Here is an 18,520-nt window from a genome sequence, read left to right as displayed (position 1 = left end):
TACACCTTTTTAACGAAATTTTAGAACATAAATACCCTGTTTCCAAATACTTTTGCCAGAGTATTAATTCAAATATCTTATCGAATCCTTAATAGTAAATAAATGAAATGTGTAATTATAGATGATGAGCCATTAGCTGTTGATTTACTAAAAGAATTTGTCAGTAAAGTAGACACTCTTGAATTAGTAAACACATTTACCAATGCCATAGATGCAATCTCAATCATCAATCAGTCTCATGTAGATTTGATTTTTTTGGACATTGAAATGCCCCATTTTTCAGGAATTGATTTTATTAATGCTATCGAAAAAAAACCATTAATCATATTTACAACTGCTTATTCTAATTATGCAGTAGAAGGGTTTAATCTCGGAGCCGTTGACTATTTGGTAAAACCTATTCCGTTTCATCGATTTTTAAAGTCGGTTTTAAGGGCGCAACAGATTTTCAATCCACAGCCATTGTCTTTAAACACCAATCCGGTTTCAATCCCGGAAATTGATCAGAATTTTATGTTTGTCCGAGCTGAATACGAAAATGTAAAATTGAATTTTTCTGATATTTTATATATCGAAGGCTTGAAGGATTATGTAAAAATATATACCACTGACAATAAATATACCCTAACCTTAATTAGCCTTATTAAACTGGAAAACTTACTTTCGTCAAAGGGATTTGCGAGAATTCATCGATCATATATCATCAATATAAAACACGTAAAATCCATTCAGAAGAACAAAGTTATAATTACCGAAAAAAGAATACCGATCAGCGAAAGTTATAAGACAGCATTTTTCGAAAAGATCAATTTATAGCCTAAGAAGCCAAAATCTATTCTTCCTTAAACCAACTGGAATACATCACATAATTATTTGATATACGCTCTATTTCTCCGGCAAAATCAGATTGGTTGATGTCCTTCACTTTTTTAGCAGGAACACCCGCGTAAATACTCCCTGACGGTACTACAGTATTTTGTGTAATTACAGCTCCGGCCGCAATAATAGAATTACTTTCTATCACACAATTATCCATTACAATAGCACCCATTCCTATTAATACATTATCATGAATCGTACATCCATGAACAATGGCGTTATGCCCAATAGAAACATTACTACCAATTATTGTGGGATGTTTTTGATAGGTACAATGAATAACTGCACCATCTTGAATATTAACTTTATTTCCGATTGTGATAAAGTTTACGTCTCCCCTAATAACTGCATTAAACCACACACTACACGAACTTCCAAAAGTTACATCACCAACAATTGTTGCATTTTCAGCCACATAACAATCTTCAGGTATTGATGGCTCTATTCCGTTAACCGATTTTATCAACATGAGATTCCCAATTACAATTAATTAATAGCTGGACAATTACATTCGTATTTGTCTGGTCGACAAAACAAATCAATCCCCAAAGTTATTTGATGGTAGGCTCCATTATCAAATTTTACGTCACCTGATACACTCGAATAAGTATAGGCAAACATAAATTTATCAAAATTAATCCCTACAATAGGAGTGATATATTGCAATTTTTGAGTTGAAACATCAGTACCATTGATGTATTCCGCACCATCAAAACTTCTTCTATATGATAAACCTCCCCAAATTCTTCCAAAATCCAACTCTTTATAGGCTTTTAAATTAAGGTCAATGGATTTTTCCTTGGTTTTGTCAATTAACTGAAATAAAATAGAAGGCTCCCATAATATCTTGTCTTTATCTCCAAAAACATAACCCGCACTTAAAAGAAACTTTCTTAGATTATCGCTTTCAAATTCTGTATAAATTTCTCGTCTGGTTTCAATTGCCCCCTGAACAGTAGCATGGGCATAGAAATTTAAATAATTATAAGAAAATCCAAAATCAACATTGAAATAAGAATCCTCCTGAACTTGTCCAAATACAATAGGGTCAAATCCTGAAAATTCAGACTCATCCAATTGACTTTGAATCAATCCTCCACTGATACCAAAAGACAACTGATTCAAATCGATCTCATCTCTGGAAAACATAAGATGGTAGGCGTAGGTTAGTTTAACTCCTTTTTGAGAGTGATATCCGTTTTTATCATTAAAAAGAATAATACCTGCACCTGATTTATCTCCAATTCTTCCATTAAAACTTAAGGTTTGCAACTCTGGCGCTTCATCTTGGTTAAACCATTGTTTCCGGCCTGTTAATCGCAATTTAGCACAATTTGCAGCTCCGGCCATTGAAGGATGAACTAAATAATAATTATCTGATAAATAATCTGAATAAACTGGGATTCCTTCCTGAGAATAAGAATAAAGACTAATAAAAAAAAGGGTAACTAAAAATTTAATTTTGATATACATCGGGGCAGTTTTATATAAAATTTGGGCTAAAATAACAATAAGGATTAGATAAAAAAACAAATAATCCCTTACATAACTAAAATAAAGTTAATTTATTACATTAAAAACCAAATATAGTTATTCATAGAAAATAACTTCACTAAATTTGCAAAAAAATACAATTGATCATGACAAAAATTATTATAAAAGAGACCCAAAACCCGACCATATTAAAATTTGAATTCCCAGACTTTATTACTCAAAATGAAAGTTTTGAATTTAAAAATATAGACGAGGCAAAAACTTCTCCACTTGCACAACAACTTTTTTATCTTCCTTTTGTAAAAACAGTTTACATATCGGGAAATTTCATCGCCATCGAAAGATTTAGCATCGTAGAATGGGATGATGTAAAAGATGCTGTAGCCGAGCAAATAGAAAACTATGTCAATAATGGCGGAATCATAATTGCCGAACAAGAAAACAAAACAAAAAAACAGCCTATCACTGTTTATGGAGAAACCACTCCTAATCCGGCTGCTTTAAAATTTGTGGTAAGCAGAATGTTGACCAAAACGGCGGTAGAGTATAAAAATATTGACCAAACCGGTTCTTCACCATTAGCCAAAGAATTATTCAAATTTGCTTATGTAAAAGAAATTTTCATTGACGAAAATTACATTTCTGTAACCAAATACGACATCAATGACTGGCAGGAAATCACATTAGAACTAAGAAGTTTCATCAAACAATATATTGAAAACGGTGGAACTGTATTAGATGAAAATTTCCTTCAAGCTGCAACCGTAGAAGAGAACAATAAAAACCAAGAATTCGACAATTTAGATGTTACCTCACAACAAATCATCAATATCTTGGAAGAATATGTAAAACCGGCCGTTGCTGCTGATGGTGGAAATATTGCCTTTGATTCTTACAACGAAGCTGACAAAACCGTAAAAGTAATTTTACAAGGCGCCTGTAGCGGATGCCCTTCCTCTACTTTTACCTTAAAAAGCGGTATTGAAAACATGTTAAAAAGCATGTTGAATGATGAAAGCATCAAAGTAGAAGCAATAAACGCATAAATACTTAACCAACTGACAATGTTAATATTAAATTAAAAAAATATTTGATTTACTAATAAAATATTTAAATCAAGTACCTTTAATAGCTAATTTAACAAATAGAAATTATGTCAGTTTTAAAAGTAATTGAAGTATTGGCTAATTCAGAAATTAGCTGGGAAGACGCAACTCGAAAAGGAGTTGCCAAGGCGTCACAATCATTAAAAAAAATACGCTCTGTATATATTAAAGATCATAGTGCTGCCGTAAATGATGGTAAGATTACTGAATACAGAGTTACTTTAAAATTAACTTTCGAGCTAGAATAGATTAATTTTTAAGCATTAATTTTAAGCGTTTCATAAGAGACGCTTTTTTTATTTTCAGAAGCTATTTCCAGCTATCCGTTTTAATCTTTTTATTTTTAAAGAAAAAATAAAAAGGATTTCCACTGCTATCTGGGCTAAAAAAGCCACATGAACGCCACAACCAAGAAACCACACTTTTTACCACCACCTGATTTTCAGTAAATTATTAATAATTTAATAAAGCAATACTGAAAAAATTTGTTTATCATTGTAGACTAATCAAACTGTAAAAACACTATGGGACTATCATCATTTTTTAAAAATTTATTTGATTCTGCCAAAGAAACTGCCAACGAAATTGCCAACAAAGCAGAAATTGCTGCAGAAGAAGCAAAAATAGCTTCAACCCCTTATTTGGAAAAAGCAGAAACAATTGTAGAAGAAACTGTAGAAAAAGCAAAAGAAACTGCCGTTCCAATTATAGAAAAAGCAGAAATAGCAGCTGAAGAAACAATAGAAAAAATAAAAGAAGCCGTTAATCCAATTATAGAGAAAGCTGAAGAATTTGCAGGACAAGCAAAAGAAACCCTAGATGAATATTCGGATAAAGCGGGTATAATTTTAGGAGACGTATTGGAACGCTTGAAAAGCAATACTGAAGCAACCTCTGAAAAAACAGAAATTCTAATCGAAGAAGCAGAAATCACAACGATAGATTCGGGTGAAAACGGAACTAAAAACCTGGAAGAAATACAGAAAAAAAACGTAGAAGATGCTGATTAATTTTAAGAAAAAAATTTAATTTATATCTTTGCCACACAAACACAAACCTTCTCTTTTGAGAGGGTTTTTATTATTTAAAAAATGAACTTGAATCCAAATCAGCTAACTACTTATGCCAATACTTTCGTCGAATTATTGATTGATTATTCCCCAAAAGTGATCTCTGCATTTACAATCCTTTTTGTGGGTCTTTACGTTATCCGTCTTATCAACAGATTCATTAGGAGAATCATGATTAAAAGACAACTAGATCCTACGTTAACTAAATTCCTGGCTGATATTTTACTATGGGTCTTACGAGGCCTTTTATTTGTTACTTTCATCTCAAAACTAGGGATAGAAACTTCTTCATTTGTGGCAATTCTTGGAGCTATGGGACTTGCAGTTGGCTTATCACTACAGGGATCCTTATCTAATTTTGCCGGAGGAATGCTGATTATACTGTTCAAACCCTTTAAAGTTGGTGACACCATCGAAGCACAAGGAGTAACGGGTGTCGTTAGTGAAATACAAATATTTGTAACCAAACTGATCACGGGCAACAATCAAACTATTTTTGTCCCAAACGGATCTTTATCAAATGGCACCATTATCAATTACTCCCTGCAAGGATTTAGAAGAGCTGATTTAACGATTGCTATTTCCTATGACACCGATATTAAGAAAGCCAAAGATATTATCACAGCCGTACTAAAAAACAACCCTAAAATACTACAGACACCAGCAGCCGAAGTTTCAGTAAAAAACCTGACTGATAACGCCATACAGCTTGCCGTACGACCTTGGGCAAACAATGAAGATTACGGCTCTGTTTTCTCTGAAACCCTAGAGAATTGCAAACAGGCATTTGATACTGCCGGAATTGTCATACAACCCTTTGTCAAAGAATTTTCTAAGAATAACTCATAATTACTTCTTTGAAGTAGTAATCATAAAATCTTTTAAGTAATAAGGTTCAAAATAAGCGACATCAACAGTGTCGTTTTTTTTGTACTTCAAAAAACTTAACGAACTCATTTCTTTTGCCGATGGAAACTTTATATCTTCCAAAAAAACAAAATTTTCCTTAGTCAGTACCGACTTGCATTTATCCGCACAATCACCCACAAAATAAAGCTTTTTCTCAAAATCGTCAAATGAATCTTCTGTGATTACTTCCGCTTTAGTAGCGCGTTGGTTTTCAAAATCAGGAGTAAAAATAGCACTATACACTTCCATTCGTCGAGCATCAAGCATTGGAACAATCAGTCCTTCCGAAATATTTGTCTGGGAAGCTAATATTTGCAAGGTATCAACTGCAATCAAAGGGATACCTAATGCGTAACACAGACCTTTAGCTGCCGAAACACCTATTCGTAATCCCGTATAAGAGCCGGGACCTTGACTTACTGCAATGGCAGCCAAATCATTTACTGAAATCCCTGCTTCTTTTATAACTTCTTCTATAAAAACATGCAGACGTTCGGCATGGGAATAGCCTTCGTCTGCAATTTCTTTATAAATAATCGTTTTCCCTTCTTTTGCAAGCGCAACAGAACAGTTTTTAGTAGCGGTCTCTAAATTTAATATGTAAGACAAAATAATTTAAATTTTATAGTTTAAAGTTTTAATCGAAATTACAACTATTCGACCTACTTACTTCTTATCTTTCTCTGTTTTTAAAACTACTTTATCCCCGGAATTCAATTCCTTTGATACTGTAGTATAAGGTCCAGTGATGACCACATCGCCCTTTTTTAGACCTGTTAAAACTTCAATATTAGCATCATCCTGAATACCTGTTTTTATGATTCTGATTTTAGCTTTATCTCCGACTTTAACAAATACGCATTCAAACTTTTTGTCACTCTTTGGTTTCACTTTATTCTCCTCAGATTGAGGATCATCTACTTTGATTTCCTTAACTGCCGCAGTATCTGATTTAACAACTACTGAACTTATTGGCACTGACAAAACATTCGCCTTTGTTTTGGTAATAATATCAACCGTTGCAGTCATTCCAGGTCTGAAAGGAGAGTAAGTATCTGGTTTCCCCTTTAATAAATCCTGATAGGATTCTTTAAGAATTCTGACCTTAACTTTAAAATTAGTTACCTGATCAGCTGTCAAAGTAGAACTGGCCGAATTGGAAATACTAGTAACCACACCTTTAAATTGTTTCTTCAAATAAGCATCTACTTCTACTTTCGCCTCGTCTCCAACCTTAATTTTGACAATATCATTTTCATTCACATCCACTTCCACTTCCATATTATTCAAGTTGGCCACTCTCAAAATTTCTGTTCCTGCCATTTGCTGTGTCCCTAAAACTCTTTCACCAAGTTCCACGTTCAATACAGAAATAGTACCATCTGCTGGAGCATAAATAGTTGTTCTTCCAAGATTATCTTTAGCTTCAATTACTGATGCTGAGGCGCTCTGCACATTAAAATAAGCGGTTTGTTTGTTTGCCTTTGCTACCTCAAAAGAAGCTACAGCTTTATCCCAATCTGATTTTGAAATAATTCCTTTCCCAAATAACACTTTGTTTCTATCATAACTTGTTTTCGCTTCATTAAATGAGGCCTCTGCTTGATTTAGGGTCGATTTAGCACCTGATAAATTTGCTACACTTCGGTTCAAACCGGAAGTATATAAATCTGGATTTATCTTAACTAATAAATCGCCTTTCTTAACGACCTGACCCTCTTTTATTGGCAATTCAATAATTTCACCCGAAACCATAGAAGCTATTTTCACTTCAATCTCCGGTTGAATTTTTCCTGTAGCAGAAACAGTCTCAACAATTGTTGTGGCTTCCACTTTTGCTATTTCAACCTCTTTCCCTTTATCCTTATTTCCGATAACCCCAGATTTTGAAAGTGTTACCAATAAAGCAACAATTACTAATGCTGATCCTATTAAGATATAAATTGTTTTTTTTGACATAATAAATTTAGTTTTTGATAATCGGAATTCCAAAGTAAAATTCTAATATTTTGATTTTAAAGATGTAATCATATTTGGTTCTAAGAACTTCTGATTGCGCATTAGTTAGCAAGGTTTGTGACTGATTAAAATCGAACGAATTCATTAAACCCACTGCATATTTTTCTTTAGCGTAATTATAAGCTTCTTGTCTTGATTCTAATGCTACAATTGAAGATTCATGAGCATTCATTGCGCCTTTAGCATCCGTAAACGCGGTATATACATTTCGCTGCAAATCCAATTCCTGTTGCTCCACAGCAATTTTTGACTTTTCCAAATTCACTTTAGAACGTTCCACATTGTTTCTTGCAGAATATCCGTTAAAGATAGGAATTGATAATTGTGCTCCAAAAGCCTGACCTTTATTATCATTAAACTGCTCTCCAAAAGGACGTGCGGCTTGCGGTACAAGTACACCATCTACCATCGTATAAGTATCAGCATAAGAAATTGTACTGTTAAAATTGTAAAAACCTTGTAATGTAGGTTGAAAACCTCCTTTTGCAATAGCCACATTTTTTTGGGCAATTTCCAGATTGGTTTTAGCAATTTTCAATTCAGTTCTCTCTTCTTTTGCTTTTTCATAAATAGCAATTGGAGTTTGAGCCAGTATGTTGTTTTCGTCTTTTGCTGTAGTCTCATCTGTTACATCAAAATCATAAAATTCTTTTAATTGTAATAATTGGGCTAAACTTAATTTGGAAATCAACAAGGCATTTTCGGCAGCAATAACATTTTGATTATTTGTAGCTACAGTGGCTTTTATGTCTAATAAATCACCTCTTGGAACCGAACCGGCTTTCACCAATTCTTCTGAACGCACTAATTGTTTTTCATTTATAGCCAGCTGCTCTTGTTGCACTTTTAGATTTTCTTTATTAAAAAGCACCTGCAAGAATGCATTAGCAACATTCAGCGCCACATCTTCCTGCATTTTTGTTAATTGATACTTGGCTGCAACAATAGAAAGATTTGCTTTTCGAAGCGTATTTTGATTTTGCATTCCTTTGTAAATATCAAAACCAACACCTGCACCTATCGATGTATATTGAGTAGTTTGATTACGTTTAACGTTTGTTGTAGGATCTGTATTTAAACCCACATTCCAAGAGTGCGAGGCATTCGAATTAAAAGAAGGAATAAAGCTTCCTATTGCGCCTTTTTTATCAATTTCTGCCGTCTTAGAGTCTAATTCGGTTTGTTTGATGGAAATATTATTGTCTATTGCGTACTTTACACATTCTTCTAAAGTCCACTTTTTTGATTGCCCCTGAACTGAAAGTCCAAACAGCAAAATAAAAACGAAACTGATACAACTATTTTTTTTCATATACTTTGAATGAAAGTGTAGCAAAGGTACTACACAAATTTAACATTTTTTTAAACTAAAATTCTTTTATGAGCCTCCTCTATTTTTTCGGCTCTTCTTTTAGCAAGCCTTGATTCCATACTTTTACTTTATCCGAGGCTTTAATTCCACTCTTCACTTCTACATAAATTCCGTCACTAACTCCCAACACTAAATCCTTTCTTGCAAATTTTTGAGTTCCGGTTTGCACTTCAACATAAGGTTTCTGTGTTTTTTTATCAAACTGAATTAAGGATTCTTTCAGAGCTTGAACTTTCTCTGCTTTTTCCAATATAATAGAAGCATTAGCACTCAATCCCGCTCTGATAAAAGTATCGTCTCTATTAGTCAAAGTAGCTTTAATTTCAAATTGAATTGCTCCATTTTCTGTTTTTCCCTTTGGGGCAATATAAGTTAAAACAGCTGTGAATTTTTTATTTTCAATTGCACCAACAGTAATTTCGATTGGCATATTTAATTTAATCTTCCCAACTTCAGATTCATCTACTTTACCAACAAATATCATTCTCCCAATATCGGCCACACTTGCAATAGTAGTCCCTTCATTAAAATTATTACTTTCAATTACCTGATTACCTACTTTTACCGGAACATCCAGCACCATTCCGTTTACAGTAGAACGAATCAAAGTATTGGCATAATTCCCTAAACCTGCAGTTGTTCCTGTTTTTACAATATCAAACCCTTGTATAGAAGCGCTATAGTTTTGCTTAGCCTGATTATAGGCCAATTGAGCCGCGTCAAAATCATTAGCAGAAATTACTCCTTTATCAAACAAAGTTTTTTGTCTTTGATATAATTTCTCTTGGTTATCTAATTCAATTCTTGCCGTTTTCACTTGATTTTGCGAACTGCTCAAACTAGATACATTTGCAACCACTTTAATTTTGGCAATCATGTCTCCAGCCTTCACTGACTCTCCAGCTTTTATATAAACAGCTTCTATAATTCCCGAAATATTTGGCTTAATCAATACTTCTTCATCCGGTACAATATTACCGGTAGCGATTGTACTTTTTACTATAGTTTTAACTTCAACTTTATCAGTTTCAAAAACTATAGGAGATTCCTGATTTTTGGCGTACAAGTAATATAAAGCTCCGAAAAAAACTAGCGCTATTAAAATCAATACAGTTATGGTTACTCCTTTTTTCATTTCTTGAATTTTTTATTCGATTATTATTGTTTTTTGATTGAAAATTTATTCGGTTCTTAATGCATCAACAGGCTTAACATTTATGGCAGTTTGCGCCGGAATAAATCCAGCTAATAAACCCGAACCAATCAGAATTAACAGGGCTATAAAAACCACCACTAAGTCAACACTCGGATTAACAAACATCATTCCGTCTGTAGGCATTGATGCCAAAACCATATTGAGAATGGCCAGTAATCCAGTAGCTACTGCTATCCCAAACATACCTGCTATTATAGTTAGAGAAATTGCTTCTAATAATATTTGAGATCGAATAGCCCCTGGTGTTGCACCCAATGCTCTTCGAATTCCTATTTCTTTGGTTCGTTCTTTTACGACGATAAGCATAATGTTTGAAATTCCTATAATACCGGACAACAACACTAATGTCCCAACGAAATAAGCGATGAATTTAAGCACAAGAAACAAATCTTGCACTTTTTGAAATTCTTGAAACAAGTCAAAATTACCAACAGCTCTTTCATCATCGGGATGAATATAATGTCTTTCGCGCATGAAGGCCAGAATTCCAGGTTTAAGAGCCGTAATCGACGCATCATCATTTGCGGTAAGCGCCATCCAACCTACTGTATCACCAAAATTAAAGGCTTGTTGAAAAGTGGTAAAGGGAATAAAAATATTTTTTTGAGCCGATTCTGCATTTCCGTTATTTTGGGACTTTGATTTATAAACCCCAACAACCATAAAATTGACTCCATTTATTTTAACATAAGTCCCTATTACTTCTTCGGCATTCATATACAATTCATTGATAACACCATTACCAATTATAGCCACTTTACGTTTTAAAAGTATGTCTTGCTGATTGACAAAACGCCCTTTAACGATATCCATTTGCTCTTGCTTAATCAATTCAGGATAATCACCATAAATAGTATAAGCTCCTGTCTTTGTTCCTCTGATTACATTACTCACCCCATTAAAATCTCCTAATTGATTACGAGGGGAAACATATAATAAATCTGGGAACTTTTGTTTTAAAGCCTCAACATCATTGTTCTTAAAATCGTATCGCCTGGTTTTTGGCAACCCTTTGTAGGCTTTCGAAGTGGTTTGGGTCCACATAAACATGGTGTTGGTAGCAATACCGTCAAATCCTTTTTTGACACCATTCTCCAATCCATTTGAAGCAGCCAATAATATTACCAAAATAAATATTCCCCAAAATACACCAAAAGCTGTAAGCAGCGTTCGGAAGGTATTGGCGGTTAAAGCTTCTAAAATTTCGTTCCAGTTTTCTCTATCAAACATAATTATTCGTCTCTAAGTGCTACAATAGGTCTAATTTTGGCCGCTCGATAAGCTGGAACAAATCCCGCTAAGGCACCTGCAATTACCAAAACAATTAAGGTTGATATAGCCACCGTAAAATCTACTTGCGGATTCACGAAATATTCACTTTGTGCATGGGGCCCAATTAATTCTAAAAGTGCTAATCCAGTCAAAAGCCCAACAAAGCCAGAAATTGTCGTAATAAAAATAGACTCATGCAAAATCATCATAATAATTGAAATTGGCGAAGCTCCAAGTGCTTTTCGGATACCAATTTCTTTGGTTCTCTCTTTCACAATAATCATCATAATGTTACTTACACCAACAACACCCGCAATAATGGTACATATTCCAACCCACCAAAAAAACAATCGAATATAAAGATTCAAATCATAAAATTTCTTGGCTTCGACAGTAGAATTATGAATTCCAATAGCACTTTCATCATCAGGAGCAACCATATTTTTACTTCTCAACAACACTCCCAGATCAGTAGTAAATTTAGCCGCTTCAGCTAAAGCTTCTTCATAGGTGTCTTTCTTTTTTAGAGTATAAAACATATTACTAATCTTATCTCCTGCACCAAAAACCTTTTGTGTAGTAGACAACGGCAAGAACACTCTTCCTTCTTCTCTTTCTCCTCCGGGGTCGGTAAAAACACCAACTACTTTAAAGTTAATATTGTTCACTGTAATTTGTTCACCAATAGGGTTGGCATCCTTGAAAATATCCAACTTCAATTTCATCCCAATTACAGCCACTTTTTCATTATAAATCAAATCATTAGTATTTACAAATCGGCCTTGAACAACAGTAGCATTTTCAATTGCTAGATAATCCGGATTCACACCACGATATTGATAGCTCCCCGATTCCTTACCATGTGAAATGGTAGCACCCCAAGCATTATAAGTTGATCCATTTTTATCAAATTGCTCTCCATGTTTCTGAACCGAAATATCGTAATCACTATTTCTAAACTGTATTTGTCTTCCTGGATTAAGTCCTTTGTAGGCTTTTGTGGTTGCTCCTGACCACACCTCAATTATTCCGGCTGCATCCCGTTCAAATTGCTTTTCAATTCCATTTTGCAAACCTTTTCCAACCCCCAAAAGAATAACCAAAATAAAGATTCCTGAAGCCACAGAAATACCCGTGAGAAAAGTTCTCAGTTTATTTTTGGCAATAGCCTCAAATATTTCTTGCCAACGTTCTATATTAAACATAAGAAGAAGCTCTAACTTGTTCTACTAATTTATCATCGATAATCAATCCATCTTTCAAGACCACATTTCTTTTACACATGGCGGCAATATCCGGCTCATGCGTAACTATCAAAATGGTTTTACCTTCATCATTGATTCCTTGTATCAACTCCATCACTTCATAAGAAGTCAATGTATCTAATGCTCCCGTAGGCTCATCGGCCAATAAAACTTTAGGGTTCGAAGCCAAAGCTCTGGCAATAGCCACACGTTGTTTTTGACCTCCGGAAAGTTCATTTGGCAAATGGTGTGAATGTGAAGCCAGACCAACCTTTTCTATATATTTCATTGCAATCTCATTGCGCTCTTTTCTCTTTAAACCTTGGTAATACAATGGCAAAGAAACATTGTCCAATGCACTTTTGTAATTAATTAAATTGAAAGATTGAAAAACAAAACCAAGAAATTGGTTTCGGTATTTGGAAGCAATAGTTTCATTTAATTTTTTGATAGGCACATTATCTAAAGTATAAAGTCCCGCATCTGCTTCGTCAAGAATACCAAGAATATTAAGCAGCGTAGATTTTCCAGAACCAGAAGACCCCATAATAGCGACCAATTCACCTTCTTTAATATTGAAATTAATTCCTTTTAGCACATGCAATTCGGAATTTCCCATTTTATAGGATTTATGTAAGTCTTTAATTTCAATCATAATAAGATAATTTTAAAACAATAATAATTCTTCCGTAAAAAAAATCACAACCATAAAAACGTTGCTCCGGTAACCCAATAAAGTGAATAAGACTTTATTTGATTGAAAATGTTACAGTTTAATATTAAAATATATTTGTTTTACTAATTTTGCTTTATCAAACTAAACTAAAATGCTAAAATTCATCCCCGTTCTAATTATATTCCTAATTCTCATATTAGTTTCCGGCTGCTCTACTTCACAAAAAATAGCTACTTTAAAACCCGAACCGGACGATGCAGTTCCTTTGGTCTACGAAACCACACCGTCTTTTATCAATCTTCCCATTAGCATTAAATTAAAGGACATTGAAAATCAAACCAACTCACTTTTGAATGGATTGATATACGAAGACAACAACATAGAAGATGACGATATCGAAATGAAAGTTTGGAAATTGGCTCCAATTACCATAGTAAATGATCCCGGGAGTACAGGAGAAAGAATAAAAACCATTTTACCGTTAAAAGCTATTGTAAAATACAGAATCGGCACAAAAAAATTAGGTGTGGAATTATACAATACAAAAGAATTCAACCTGAATGGCGTGGTCACTTTAATTAGTGATGTTAGTTTAAACAATTGGAAACTAAACACCAAAACCGAACTAAAATCATTAGATTGGAACGAAAGTCCAACGATGACCGTCTTTGGAAAAAATATGCCGGTTACTTATTTGATTAACCCGGCCATCAAACTTTTCAAATCTAAAATTGAAAAAAATATTGACGCATCCATTTCAAAATCAATGGATTTCAAGCCCAATGTTTTGGCTGCCTTGGAAAAAATTTGTACTCCTTTCCAAATGAGTGAAACTTATAACAGCTGGCTTCGAATTTCACCTATCGAAATCTATTCGACCAATGCAAAACTAAAAAACGACACCTTTATGCTGGAAATGGGTATGAAATGTACGATGGAAACTTTGATAGGGCAAAAACCGGAATCAAAATTTAACCCTAACAAAATCGTTTTAAAACCTGTTACAAAAATTCCCGAACAAATCACAGCCAACATTGCTGCAGTTTCCACCTACCAGGAAGCTTCAAAAATTATGACTAAGAATTTTGCCGGTCAGGAGTTGGGTTCCGGAAGCAAAAAAGTAAAAGTTGAAAACGTTGCTATTTGGCACAAAGACGGAAAAATGGTTATTGCCCTGGACATTTTAGGTTCAGTAAACGGAACTATTTATCTTGCAGGATTCCCACAATACAACGAACAAACAAAAGAAATATTCTTTGATAAATTAGACTACGCTTTAGACACAAAAAACAAATTAATGAGAACTGCAAACTGGCTTGCACAAGGATATATTTTAAAAAAGATCGAAGAAAGTTGCCGCTATTCGATAAAACCAAACCTAGAAGAGGGTAAACAAAGCATGATGACCTATTTACAGCATTATTCACCTATGCCGGGTGTCTTTGTGAACGGAAAAATGGAAGACATTCAATTTCAAAAAATCCAATTGACTAATCAGGCCATCATCGCGTTTATAAAGATTAACGGAACTGTAAATGTATCTGTGGACGGATTGAAGTAGAGTCAGCAGTTTCCAGTATTTGCCTTTAAAAACCAAAAAAGTCAGTCTCAAAAAAACATTTATTTAAGACTGACTTTTTTCATTGTCATTGCTATTGACATTGCAATTGATATATTGCTTACGATTTCTTTTTTTTCATTCTATAAACGGCATACCCAATACCTGCAACCAGGATATAGGGAATTACCATTAAATAAACAATTCCGTCATTTACGGCTTCTGCTTTTGCTTTATTTCCTTCACTAGTCAATGCCGCACGACACATGGCACATTGCGCATTTGCAGAAACACTAATCAAGAAAATACAAATTCCAAAAAAAATACTTTTGATCTTGGAATTTGCCTCAAACCTGTTTTTTTTATTTTTATCTAACATAATAAGGGGAAATCATCAAGTACACCACTACGCCCGTCACTGCCACATATAACCAAATAGGAAAAGTGATTTTAGCAATTTTTCTATGATTATCAAATTTACTTGCCAATGCTTTTACATAACTGATTAGAACAAGCGGAATGATTGCGATTGATAAAATAATGTGTGATATCAATATAAAAAAGTAAACCAATCTGATTGTTCCCTCTCCTCCAAATTTTGTAGAATCAGAAGTCATGTGGTAAGCTACATACATTACAAGAAAAGCTACCGATAAAGAAATAGCCGTAGTCATTAATCTTTCATGCAGAATTCTTTTTCCTTTTTTAATCGATACAACCGCAGCTATCAAAACTAGAGCAGTTATTCCATTTATAGTGGCATAAATAGGAGGCAAAAACGAAAGTGGAGCAACATCATATCCAAAATCTTTTAGCTTCACTCCAAAAAGAACTGCAACAACTACTGGAATTACAATCGAGACAATAATTATAAATTTATTAAATCTTTGATCTATAGAATTTTCTTTCATTTTTATTCGTTTAATAATACTTTGATATCTTGTTGAATATCTTTAACCCCATTTTTATCCAATCCATCATAATACAAAATTGGATTTCCAAAATCATCTTTCCTGCAACGAATATTTCCGTTTTTGTCAATTAAGGCAAACAAGCCAGAATGCTCAAAACCACCATTTACTTTACTATTTTCACCGGCATAAAGATTAAAGCCTTTATTCGCCAAATTATAAATATAGTCTTTATCACCAGTCAAAAAATTCCAGGTGGAGGATTTACTTCCCAAAACCTTAGCATGTGCTTTCAAAACTTCAGGTGTATCATTTTCAGGATCTATACTAATGGAAACAATACCAAAATTAGGATTACCAAAAAAATTCTGCTCAATATCCAACATGCTGGCATTCATTTTTGGACAGATCGAAGGACAGGTAGTAAAGAAAAATTCTAATACATATACTTTCCCTTTGTAAGTTTCATTTGTAATGGTTTTATTATCCTGATTCGTTAATTCAAATTTGGGAGCCGGACCAATTTTAATCAAACTCTCCGTTTCTTTTGAATCAGTACTTACCTTATCTAAACGACCTCCTTTTACTACACCATTATTTTGAATCCTATCCACTATTTTCGGTATCGCGTAGATTCCAAAAATTAGAATCACTAATGAAATTCCAATATATGATTTGTTTTTAAGCATGATTTTATGAATTAAATTTTTCTTGAGGCATTATTGTTCTTTTTAAGCGCCGCACGATACTCATAAAGAATGACTTTAAAATCATCTAACATTTCATTACTTAATTCTGCAGGGTGAAATGTATTGTAGCCTTCTTTATAATCTTTGTTATCTTTTCTGCCTCTAAGATTTCTTTCTTTGTCAACAATATAAACATTAGGTGTCCCTAAGTTAGCGTCTAATTTTCCAACCAGTTTCAGTTGATTATAATACTCGCTAATTTCATCATGGGAGGCAAAAACAAAATACCATTGGGAAACATCTGTAAAAGCAGCCAAAGCATCAATAACTTTTTTAGCATCCTTTTCAGTACCAATCGGACAAATGACAACAAATTGCAAATCCTTAAAAGTGTGATATCTTTGATAAACTTTCTGATTTAAGTTAAACAAATTACCTCTGTTTTTCAAAAGTTCAGTACCGGAGAACCCTAGGACAGTTACTTTACCATTCAAACTAATTTTTTGCCCATCTAAAGATTTCCAATTACCAAAATCGGCAACCTTTGGGGTTATAACAGGTAGCTTTGTAAAACTATTCACGCCTGATGCAAAAAAGAGATAGGCAACAATAGGTAAAATAAAAAGGACAAAAAGAACTATATTTTTTTTCATTATGAAAAAATAAAAAATTTAAAGTGCAAAAATAAAAAAAGGTACGCAATGCGTACCCTTTTCTTGAATTAATATCTTGTTAAAAATTCCATTTAATAGTAGAATCTTTAAAAACCCCATAAATATAATCCCCTTCAGTCAAAAGAATGAAAAGCAAATATAATATTAGAAAAATTAATGGTAAAACAACTGCATTTCTCAAAGTACTCTTTTCACCTTCCATGTGCATAAATGCCCATACAATATAATATGCTTTAAAAATTGTTAATGCATAAAATATCCAATTAAGCAAATTCATACTTAAAAAATTGTTCATATGAAGAAATTCCGGTTTCGCAATACCAAGAATAACCTCTATTATTGTAACAACAGATAATATTCCGAATACTTTCCAGATTCTACCTGTATTAGATACGTGTTCGTGTGCGTGTGACATGATAATTACTTTTTTGAAAATTAAACGAGATAGAATACTGTAAATACAAATACCCAAACTAAATCCACAAAGTGCCAGTATAACCCCACTTTTTCAACCATTTCGTAACTTCTTCTTTTCTCATATGTTCCCAAAAGAACATTAAAAAAGATAATGATATTTATAACCACTCCTGAGAAAACGTGGAATCCGTGGAATCCTGTTATAAAGAAAAAGAAATCGGCAAATAATTTACTTCCGTATTCATTTCTTGTCAAGTTCGCACCTTCTACAACTAAACTCGCCTGACCTAATCTTGCTTCAGACTCTTCTCTTGACAAAACTGTTTTCTTTTTATCCTTAGTTATCACCTCAGTTCTAATCAAAAGTTCAGGATGCGCTTTGAAACCAGCTTGTACTTCAGCCACAGAATAAGATGGCAAACTACCCTCTTTCATAAACCACTTTCCTTTATTTTTGGTCAGTTGCTCTCTTTCTTCCGGTAAAGTCGCAGCAAAATCAGCCAAAGCTACTCTATGGCCTTCCTTATCAACAAACTGAAGCAAACTTCCACCTTTTGTTTCAATAGCCCCATATTCACCTTTTATGAAGTTTTTCCATTCCCAAGCTTGTGAGCCAACGAAAATAAGACCTCCAATAATCGTTAAAAACATATAGATAGCCACCTTGCTTTTTTTCATTTGATGTCCTGCATCAACAGCCAAAACCATTGTCACAGAAGAAAAAATCAAAATAAATGTCATCAATGCTACATAATACATAGGAGCAGACACTCCATGCATAAATGGGAAGTGAGTAAACACTTCATCAGCCAAAGGCCATGTTTCAATAAATTTAAATCTAGAAAAACCATAAGCTGCCAAAAATCCAGAGAATGTTAAAGCATCTGATACGATAAAAAACCACATCATCAATTTGCCATAACTTGCTCCCATTGGCTCATTGCCGCCTCCCCAAGTTTTTTCTTCACTATTTGCAGTAGTAACTGTCGCTTCCATAAAAGTTAATTCGTTAAA

21 protein-coding genes are annotated in these 18,520 nt (G+C 33.7%); 6 read left to right on the top strand and 15 right to left on the bottom strand.

The window, feature by feature from the left end:
• Positions 1-102 precede the first annotated feature (102 nt).
• Positions 103-816 (top strand): LytR/AlgR family response regulator transcription factor, encoded by a 714-nt coding sequence (locus ABEB23_RS14455; protein ID WP_348813318.1) that lies wholly within the window; start codon positions 103-105, stop codon positions 814-816.
• 16 nt (positions 817-832) lie between these two features.
• Here ABEB23_RS14455 and ABEB23_RS14450 read toward each other — a convergent pair whose 3' ends face one another.
• Together ABEB23_RS14450 and ABEB23_RS14445 are read right to left on the bottom strand one after the other, a co-directional pair.
• A complete protein-coding gene (locus ABEB23_RS14450; RefSeq protein ID WP_348813317.1) occupies positions 833-1,348 on the bottom strand; it encodes a gamma carbonic anhydrase family protein in 516 nt (171 codons plus the stop codon).
• Positions 1,349-1,365: 17 nt separating this feature from the next.
• On the bottom strand, positions 1,366-2,352 hold the full coding sequence (locus ABEB23_RS14445; protein WP_348813316.1) for a PorP/SprF family type IX secretion system membrane protein: 987 nt from the start codon (positions 2,350-2,352) through the stop codon (positions 1,366-1,368).
• 167 nt (positions 2,353-2,519) lie between these two features.
• Between ABEB23_RS14445 and ABEB23_RS14440 the strand changes: the two genes are divergently transcribed.
• The 4 genes from ABEB23_RS14440 (at position 2,520) to ABEB23_RS14425 (ending at position 5,398) form a co-directional block, all read left to right on the top strand.
• A complete protein-coding gene (locus ABEB23_RS14440) occupies positions 2,520-3,419 on the top strand; it encodes a NifU family protein (protein ID WP_348813315.1) in 900 nt (299 codons plus the stop codon).
• Positions 3,420-3,526: 107 nt separating this feature from the next.
• Entirely contained in the window at positions 3,527-3,727 is a 201-nt protein-coding gene (locus ABEB23_RS14435; RefSeq protein ID WP_348813314.1) for a dodecin family protein, read from the top strand.
• 276 nt (positions 3,728-4,003) lie between these two features.
• Complete coding sequence (locus ABEB23_RS14430) at positions 4,004-4,489, top strand: YtxH domain-containing protein (protein WP_348813313.1); 486 nt, start codon at positions 4,004-4,006, stop codon at positions 4,487-4,489.
• Positions 4,490-4,570: 81 nt separating this feature from the next.
• Positions 4,571-5,398, top strand: coding sequence for a mechanosensitive ion channel family protein (locus ABEB23_RS14425; RefSeq protein ID WP_348813312.1), 828 nt, complete (start codon positions 4,571-4,573; stop codon positions 5,396-5,398).
• Here ABEB23_RS14425 and tsaB read toward each other — a convergent pair whose 3' ends face one another.
• The 7 genes from tsaB to ABEB23_RS14390 form a co-directional block, all read right to left on the bottom strand.
• A complete protein-coding gene (tsaB, locus tag ABEB23_RS14420) occupies positions 5,399-6,067 on the bottom strand; it encodes a tRNA (adenosine(37)-N6)-threonylcarbamoyltransferase complex dimerization subunit type 1 TsaB (RefSeq protein ID WP_348813311.1) in 669 nt (222 codons plus the stop codon). It lies immediately after the preceding gene.
• Between the two features lie 57 nt (positions 6,068-6,124).
• On the bottom strand, positions 6,125-7,417 hold the full coding sequence (locus ABEB23_RS14415; RefSeq protein ID WP_348813310.1) for an efflux RND transporter periplasmic adaptor subunit: 1,293 nt from the start codon (positions 7,415-7,417) through the stop codon (positions 6,125-6,127).
• A 7-nt stretch (positions 7,418-7,424) separates the two neighbouring features.
• Entirely contained in the window at positions 7,425-8,789 is a 1,365-nt protein-coding gene (locus tag ABEB23_RS14410; RefSeq protein WP_348813309.1) for a TolC family protein, read from the bottom strand.
• A gap of 79 nt (positions 8,790-8,868) precedes the next feature.
• On the bottom strand, positions 8,869-9,984 hold the full coding sequence (locus tag ABEB23_RS14405) for an efflux RND transporter periplasmic adaptor subunit (protein ID WP_348813308.1): 1,116 nt from the start codon (positions 9,982-9,984) through the stop codon (positions 8,869-8,871).
• A gap of 45 nt (positions 9,985-10,029) precedes the next feature.
• A complete protein-coding gene (locus ABEB23_RS14400; protein WP_348813307.1) occupies positions 10,030-11,295 on the bottom strand; it encodes an ABC transporter permease in 1,266 nt (421 codons plus the stop codon).
• 2 nt (positions 11,296-11,297) lie between these two features.
• Entirely contained in the window at positions 11,298-12,542 is a 1,245-nt protein-coding gene (locus tag ABEB23_RS14395; protein WP_348813306.1) for an ABC transporter permease, read from the bottom strand.
• Positions 12,535-13,236 carry an ABC transporter ATP-binding protein gene (locus ABEB23_RS14390; protein ID WP_348813305.1) on the bottom strand — a complete coding sequence of 234 codons (702 nt, stop codon included), beginning with the start codon at positions 13,234-13,236 and terminating at the stop codon, positions 12,535-12,537. The genes ABEB23_RS14395 and ABEB23_RS14390 overlap by 8 nt, the downstream gene beginning before the upstream one ends.
• Before the next feature lie 172 nt (positions 13,237-13,408).
• Between ABEB23_RS14390 and ABEB23_RS14385 the strand changes: the two genes are divergently transcribed.
• A complete protein-coding gene (locus ABEB23_RS14385; protein WP_348813304.1) occupies positions 13,409-14,818 on the top strand; it encodes a DUF4403 family protein in 1,410 nt (469 codons plus the stop codon).
• Between the two features lie 118 nt (positions 14,819-14,936).
• Here ABEB23_RS14385 and ABEB23_RS14380 read toward each other — a convergent pair whose 3' ends face one another.
• From ABEB23_RS14380 to ABEB23_RS14355, 6 genes are all read right to left on the bottom strand, one after another.
• Complete coding sequence (locus ABEB23_RS14380; protein ID WP_348813303.1) at positions 14,937-15,194, bottom strand: hypothetical protein; 258 nt, start codon at positions 15,192-15,194, stop codon at positions 14,937-14,939.
• On the bottom strand, positions 15,184-15,726 hold the full coding sequence (locus ABEB23_RS14375; protein ID WP_348813302.1) for a DUF420 domain-containing protein: 543 nt from the start codon (positions 15,724-15,726) through the stop codon (positions 15,184-15,186). The genes ABEB23_RS14380 and ABEB23_RS14375 overlap by 11 nt, the downstream gene beginning before the upstream one ends.
• A 2-nt stretch (positions 15,727-15,728) precedes the next feature.
• Positions 15,729-16,415, bottom strand: a complete 687-nt coding sequence (locus tag ABEB23_RS14370; RefSeq protein ID WP_348813301.1) for an SCO family protein — start codon at positions 16,413-16,415, stop codon at positions 15,729-15,731.
• A gap of 11 nt (positions 16,416-16,426) precedes the next feature.
• On the bottom strand, positions 16,427-17,068 hold the full coding sequence (locus tag ABEB23_RS14365; protein WP_348813300.1) for a hypothetical protein: 642 nt from the start codon (positions 17,066-17,068) through the stop codon (positions 16,427-16,429).
• Positions 17,069-17,147: 79 nt separating this feature from the next.
• Entirely contained in the window at positions 17,148-17,504 is a 357-nt protein-coding gene (locus tag ABEB23_RS14360; RefSeq protein WP_348813299.1) for a cytochrome C oxidase subunit IV family protein, read from the bottom strand.
• A gap of 20 nt (positions 17,505-17,524) precedes the next feature.
• The gene (locus ABEB23_RS14355) at positions 17,525-18,502 is read right to left on the bottom strand and encodes a cytochrome c oxidase subunit 3 (protein WP_348813298.1); all 978 of its coding nucleotides are present in this window, start codon (positions 18,500-18,502) and stop codon (positions 17,525-17,527) included.
• Positions 18,503-18,520: the final 18 nt, after the last annotated feature.

Origin of the sequence: Flavobacterium maritimum, from assembly GCF_040049085.1 — a bacterium.
Lineage (GTDB): Bacteria > Bacteroidota > Bacteroidia > Flavobacteriales > Flavobacteriaceae > Flavobacterium > Flavobacterium maritimum.
Note: the sequence above shows the minus strand (reverse complement) of the source record. Positions and strands in the feature narration are given on the sequence as shown.

Coding starts and splice junctions, on each gene's coding strand:
- ABEB23_RS14405 (WP_348813308.1), bottom strand. CDS start 9,984: ATGAAAAAAGGAGTAACCATAACTGTATTGATTTTAATAGCGCTAGTT.
- ABEB23_RS14415 (WP_348813310.1), bottom strand. CDS start 7,417: ATGTCAAAAAAAACAATTTATATCTTAATAGGATCAGCATTAGTAATT.
- ABEB23_RS14355 (WP_348813298.1), bottom strand. CDS start 18,502: ATGGAAGCGACAGTTACTACTGCAAATAGTGAAGAAAAAACTTGGGGA.
- ABEB23_RS14430 (WP_348813313.1), top strand. CDS start 4,004: ATGGGACTATCATCATTTTTTAAAAATTTATTTGATTCTGCCAAAGAA.
- ABEB23_RS14410 (WP_348813309.1), bottom strand. CDS start 8,789: ATGAAAAAAAATAGTTGTATCAGTTTCGTTTTTATTTTGCTGTTTGGA.
- ABEB23_RS14370 (WP_348813301.1), bottom strand. CDS start 16,415: ATGCTTAAAAACAAATCATATATTGGAATTTCATTAGTGATTCTAATT.
- ABEB23_RS14425 (WP_348813312.1), top strand. CDS start 4,571: ATGAACTTGAATCCAAATCAGCTAACTACTTATGCCAATACTTTCGTC.
- ABEB23_RS14445 (WP_348813316.1), bottom strand. CDS start 2,352: ATGTATATCAAAATTAAATTTTTAGTTACCCTTTTTTTTATTAGTCTT.
- ABEB23_RS14380 (WP_348813303.1), bottom strand. CDS start 15,194: ATGTTAGATAAAAATAAAAAAAACAGGTTTGAGGCAAATTCCAAGATC.
- ABEB23_RS14390 (WP_348813305.1), bottom strand. CDS start 13,236: ATGATTGAAATTAAAGACTTACATAAATCCTATAAAATGGGAAATTCC.
- ABEB23_RS14360 (WP_348813299.1), bottom strand. CDS start 17,504: ATGTCACACGCACACGAACACGTATCTAATACAGGTAGAATCTGGAAA.
- ABEB23_RS14440 (WP_348813315.1), top strand. CDS start 2,520: ATGACAAAAATTATTATAAAAGAGACCCAAAACCCGACCATATTAAAA.
- ABEB23_RS14435 (WP_348813314.1), top strand. CDS start 3,527: ATGTCAGTTTTAAAAGTAATTGAAGTATTGGCTAATTCAGAAATTAGC.
- ABEB23_RS14365 (WP_348813300.1), bottom strand. CDS start 17,068: ATGAAAAAAAATATAGTTCTTTTTGTCCTTTTTATTTTACCTATTGTT.
- ABEB23_RS14385 (WP_348813304.1), top strand. CDS start 13,409: ATGCTAAAATTCATCCCCGTTCTAATTATATTCCTAATTCTCATATTA.
- ABEB23_RS14375 (WP_348813302.1), bottom strand. CDS start 15,726: ATGAAAGAAAATTCTATAGATCAAAGATTTAATAAATTTATAATTATT.
- ABEB23_RS14395 (WP_348813306.1), bottom strand. CDS start 12,542: ATGTTTAATATAGAACGTTGGCAAGAAATATTTGAGGCTATTGCCAAA.
- ABEB23_RS14400 (WP_348813307.1), bottom strand. CDS start 11,295: ATGTTTGATAGAGAAAACTGGAACGAAATTTTAGAAGCTTTAACCGCC.
- ABEB23_RS14455 (WP_348813318.1), top strand. CDS start 103: ATGAAATGTGTAATTATAGATGATGAGCCATTAGCTGTTGATTTACTA.
- ABEB23_RS14450 (WP_348813317.1), bottom strand. CDS start 1,348: ATGTTGATAAAATCGGTTAACGGAATAGAGCCATCAATACCTGAAGAT.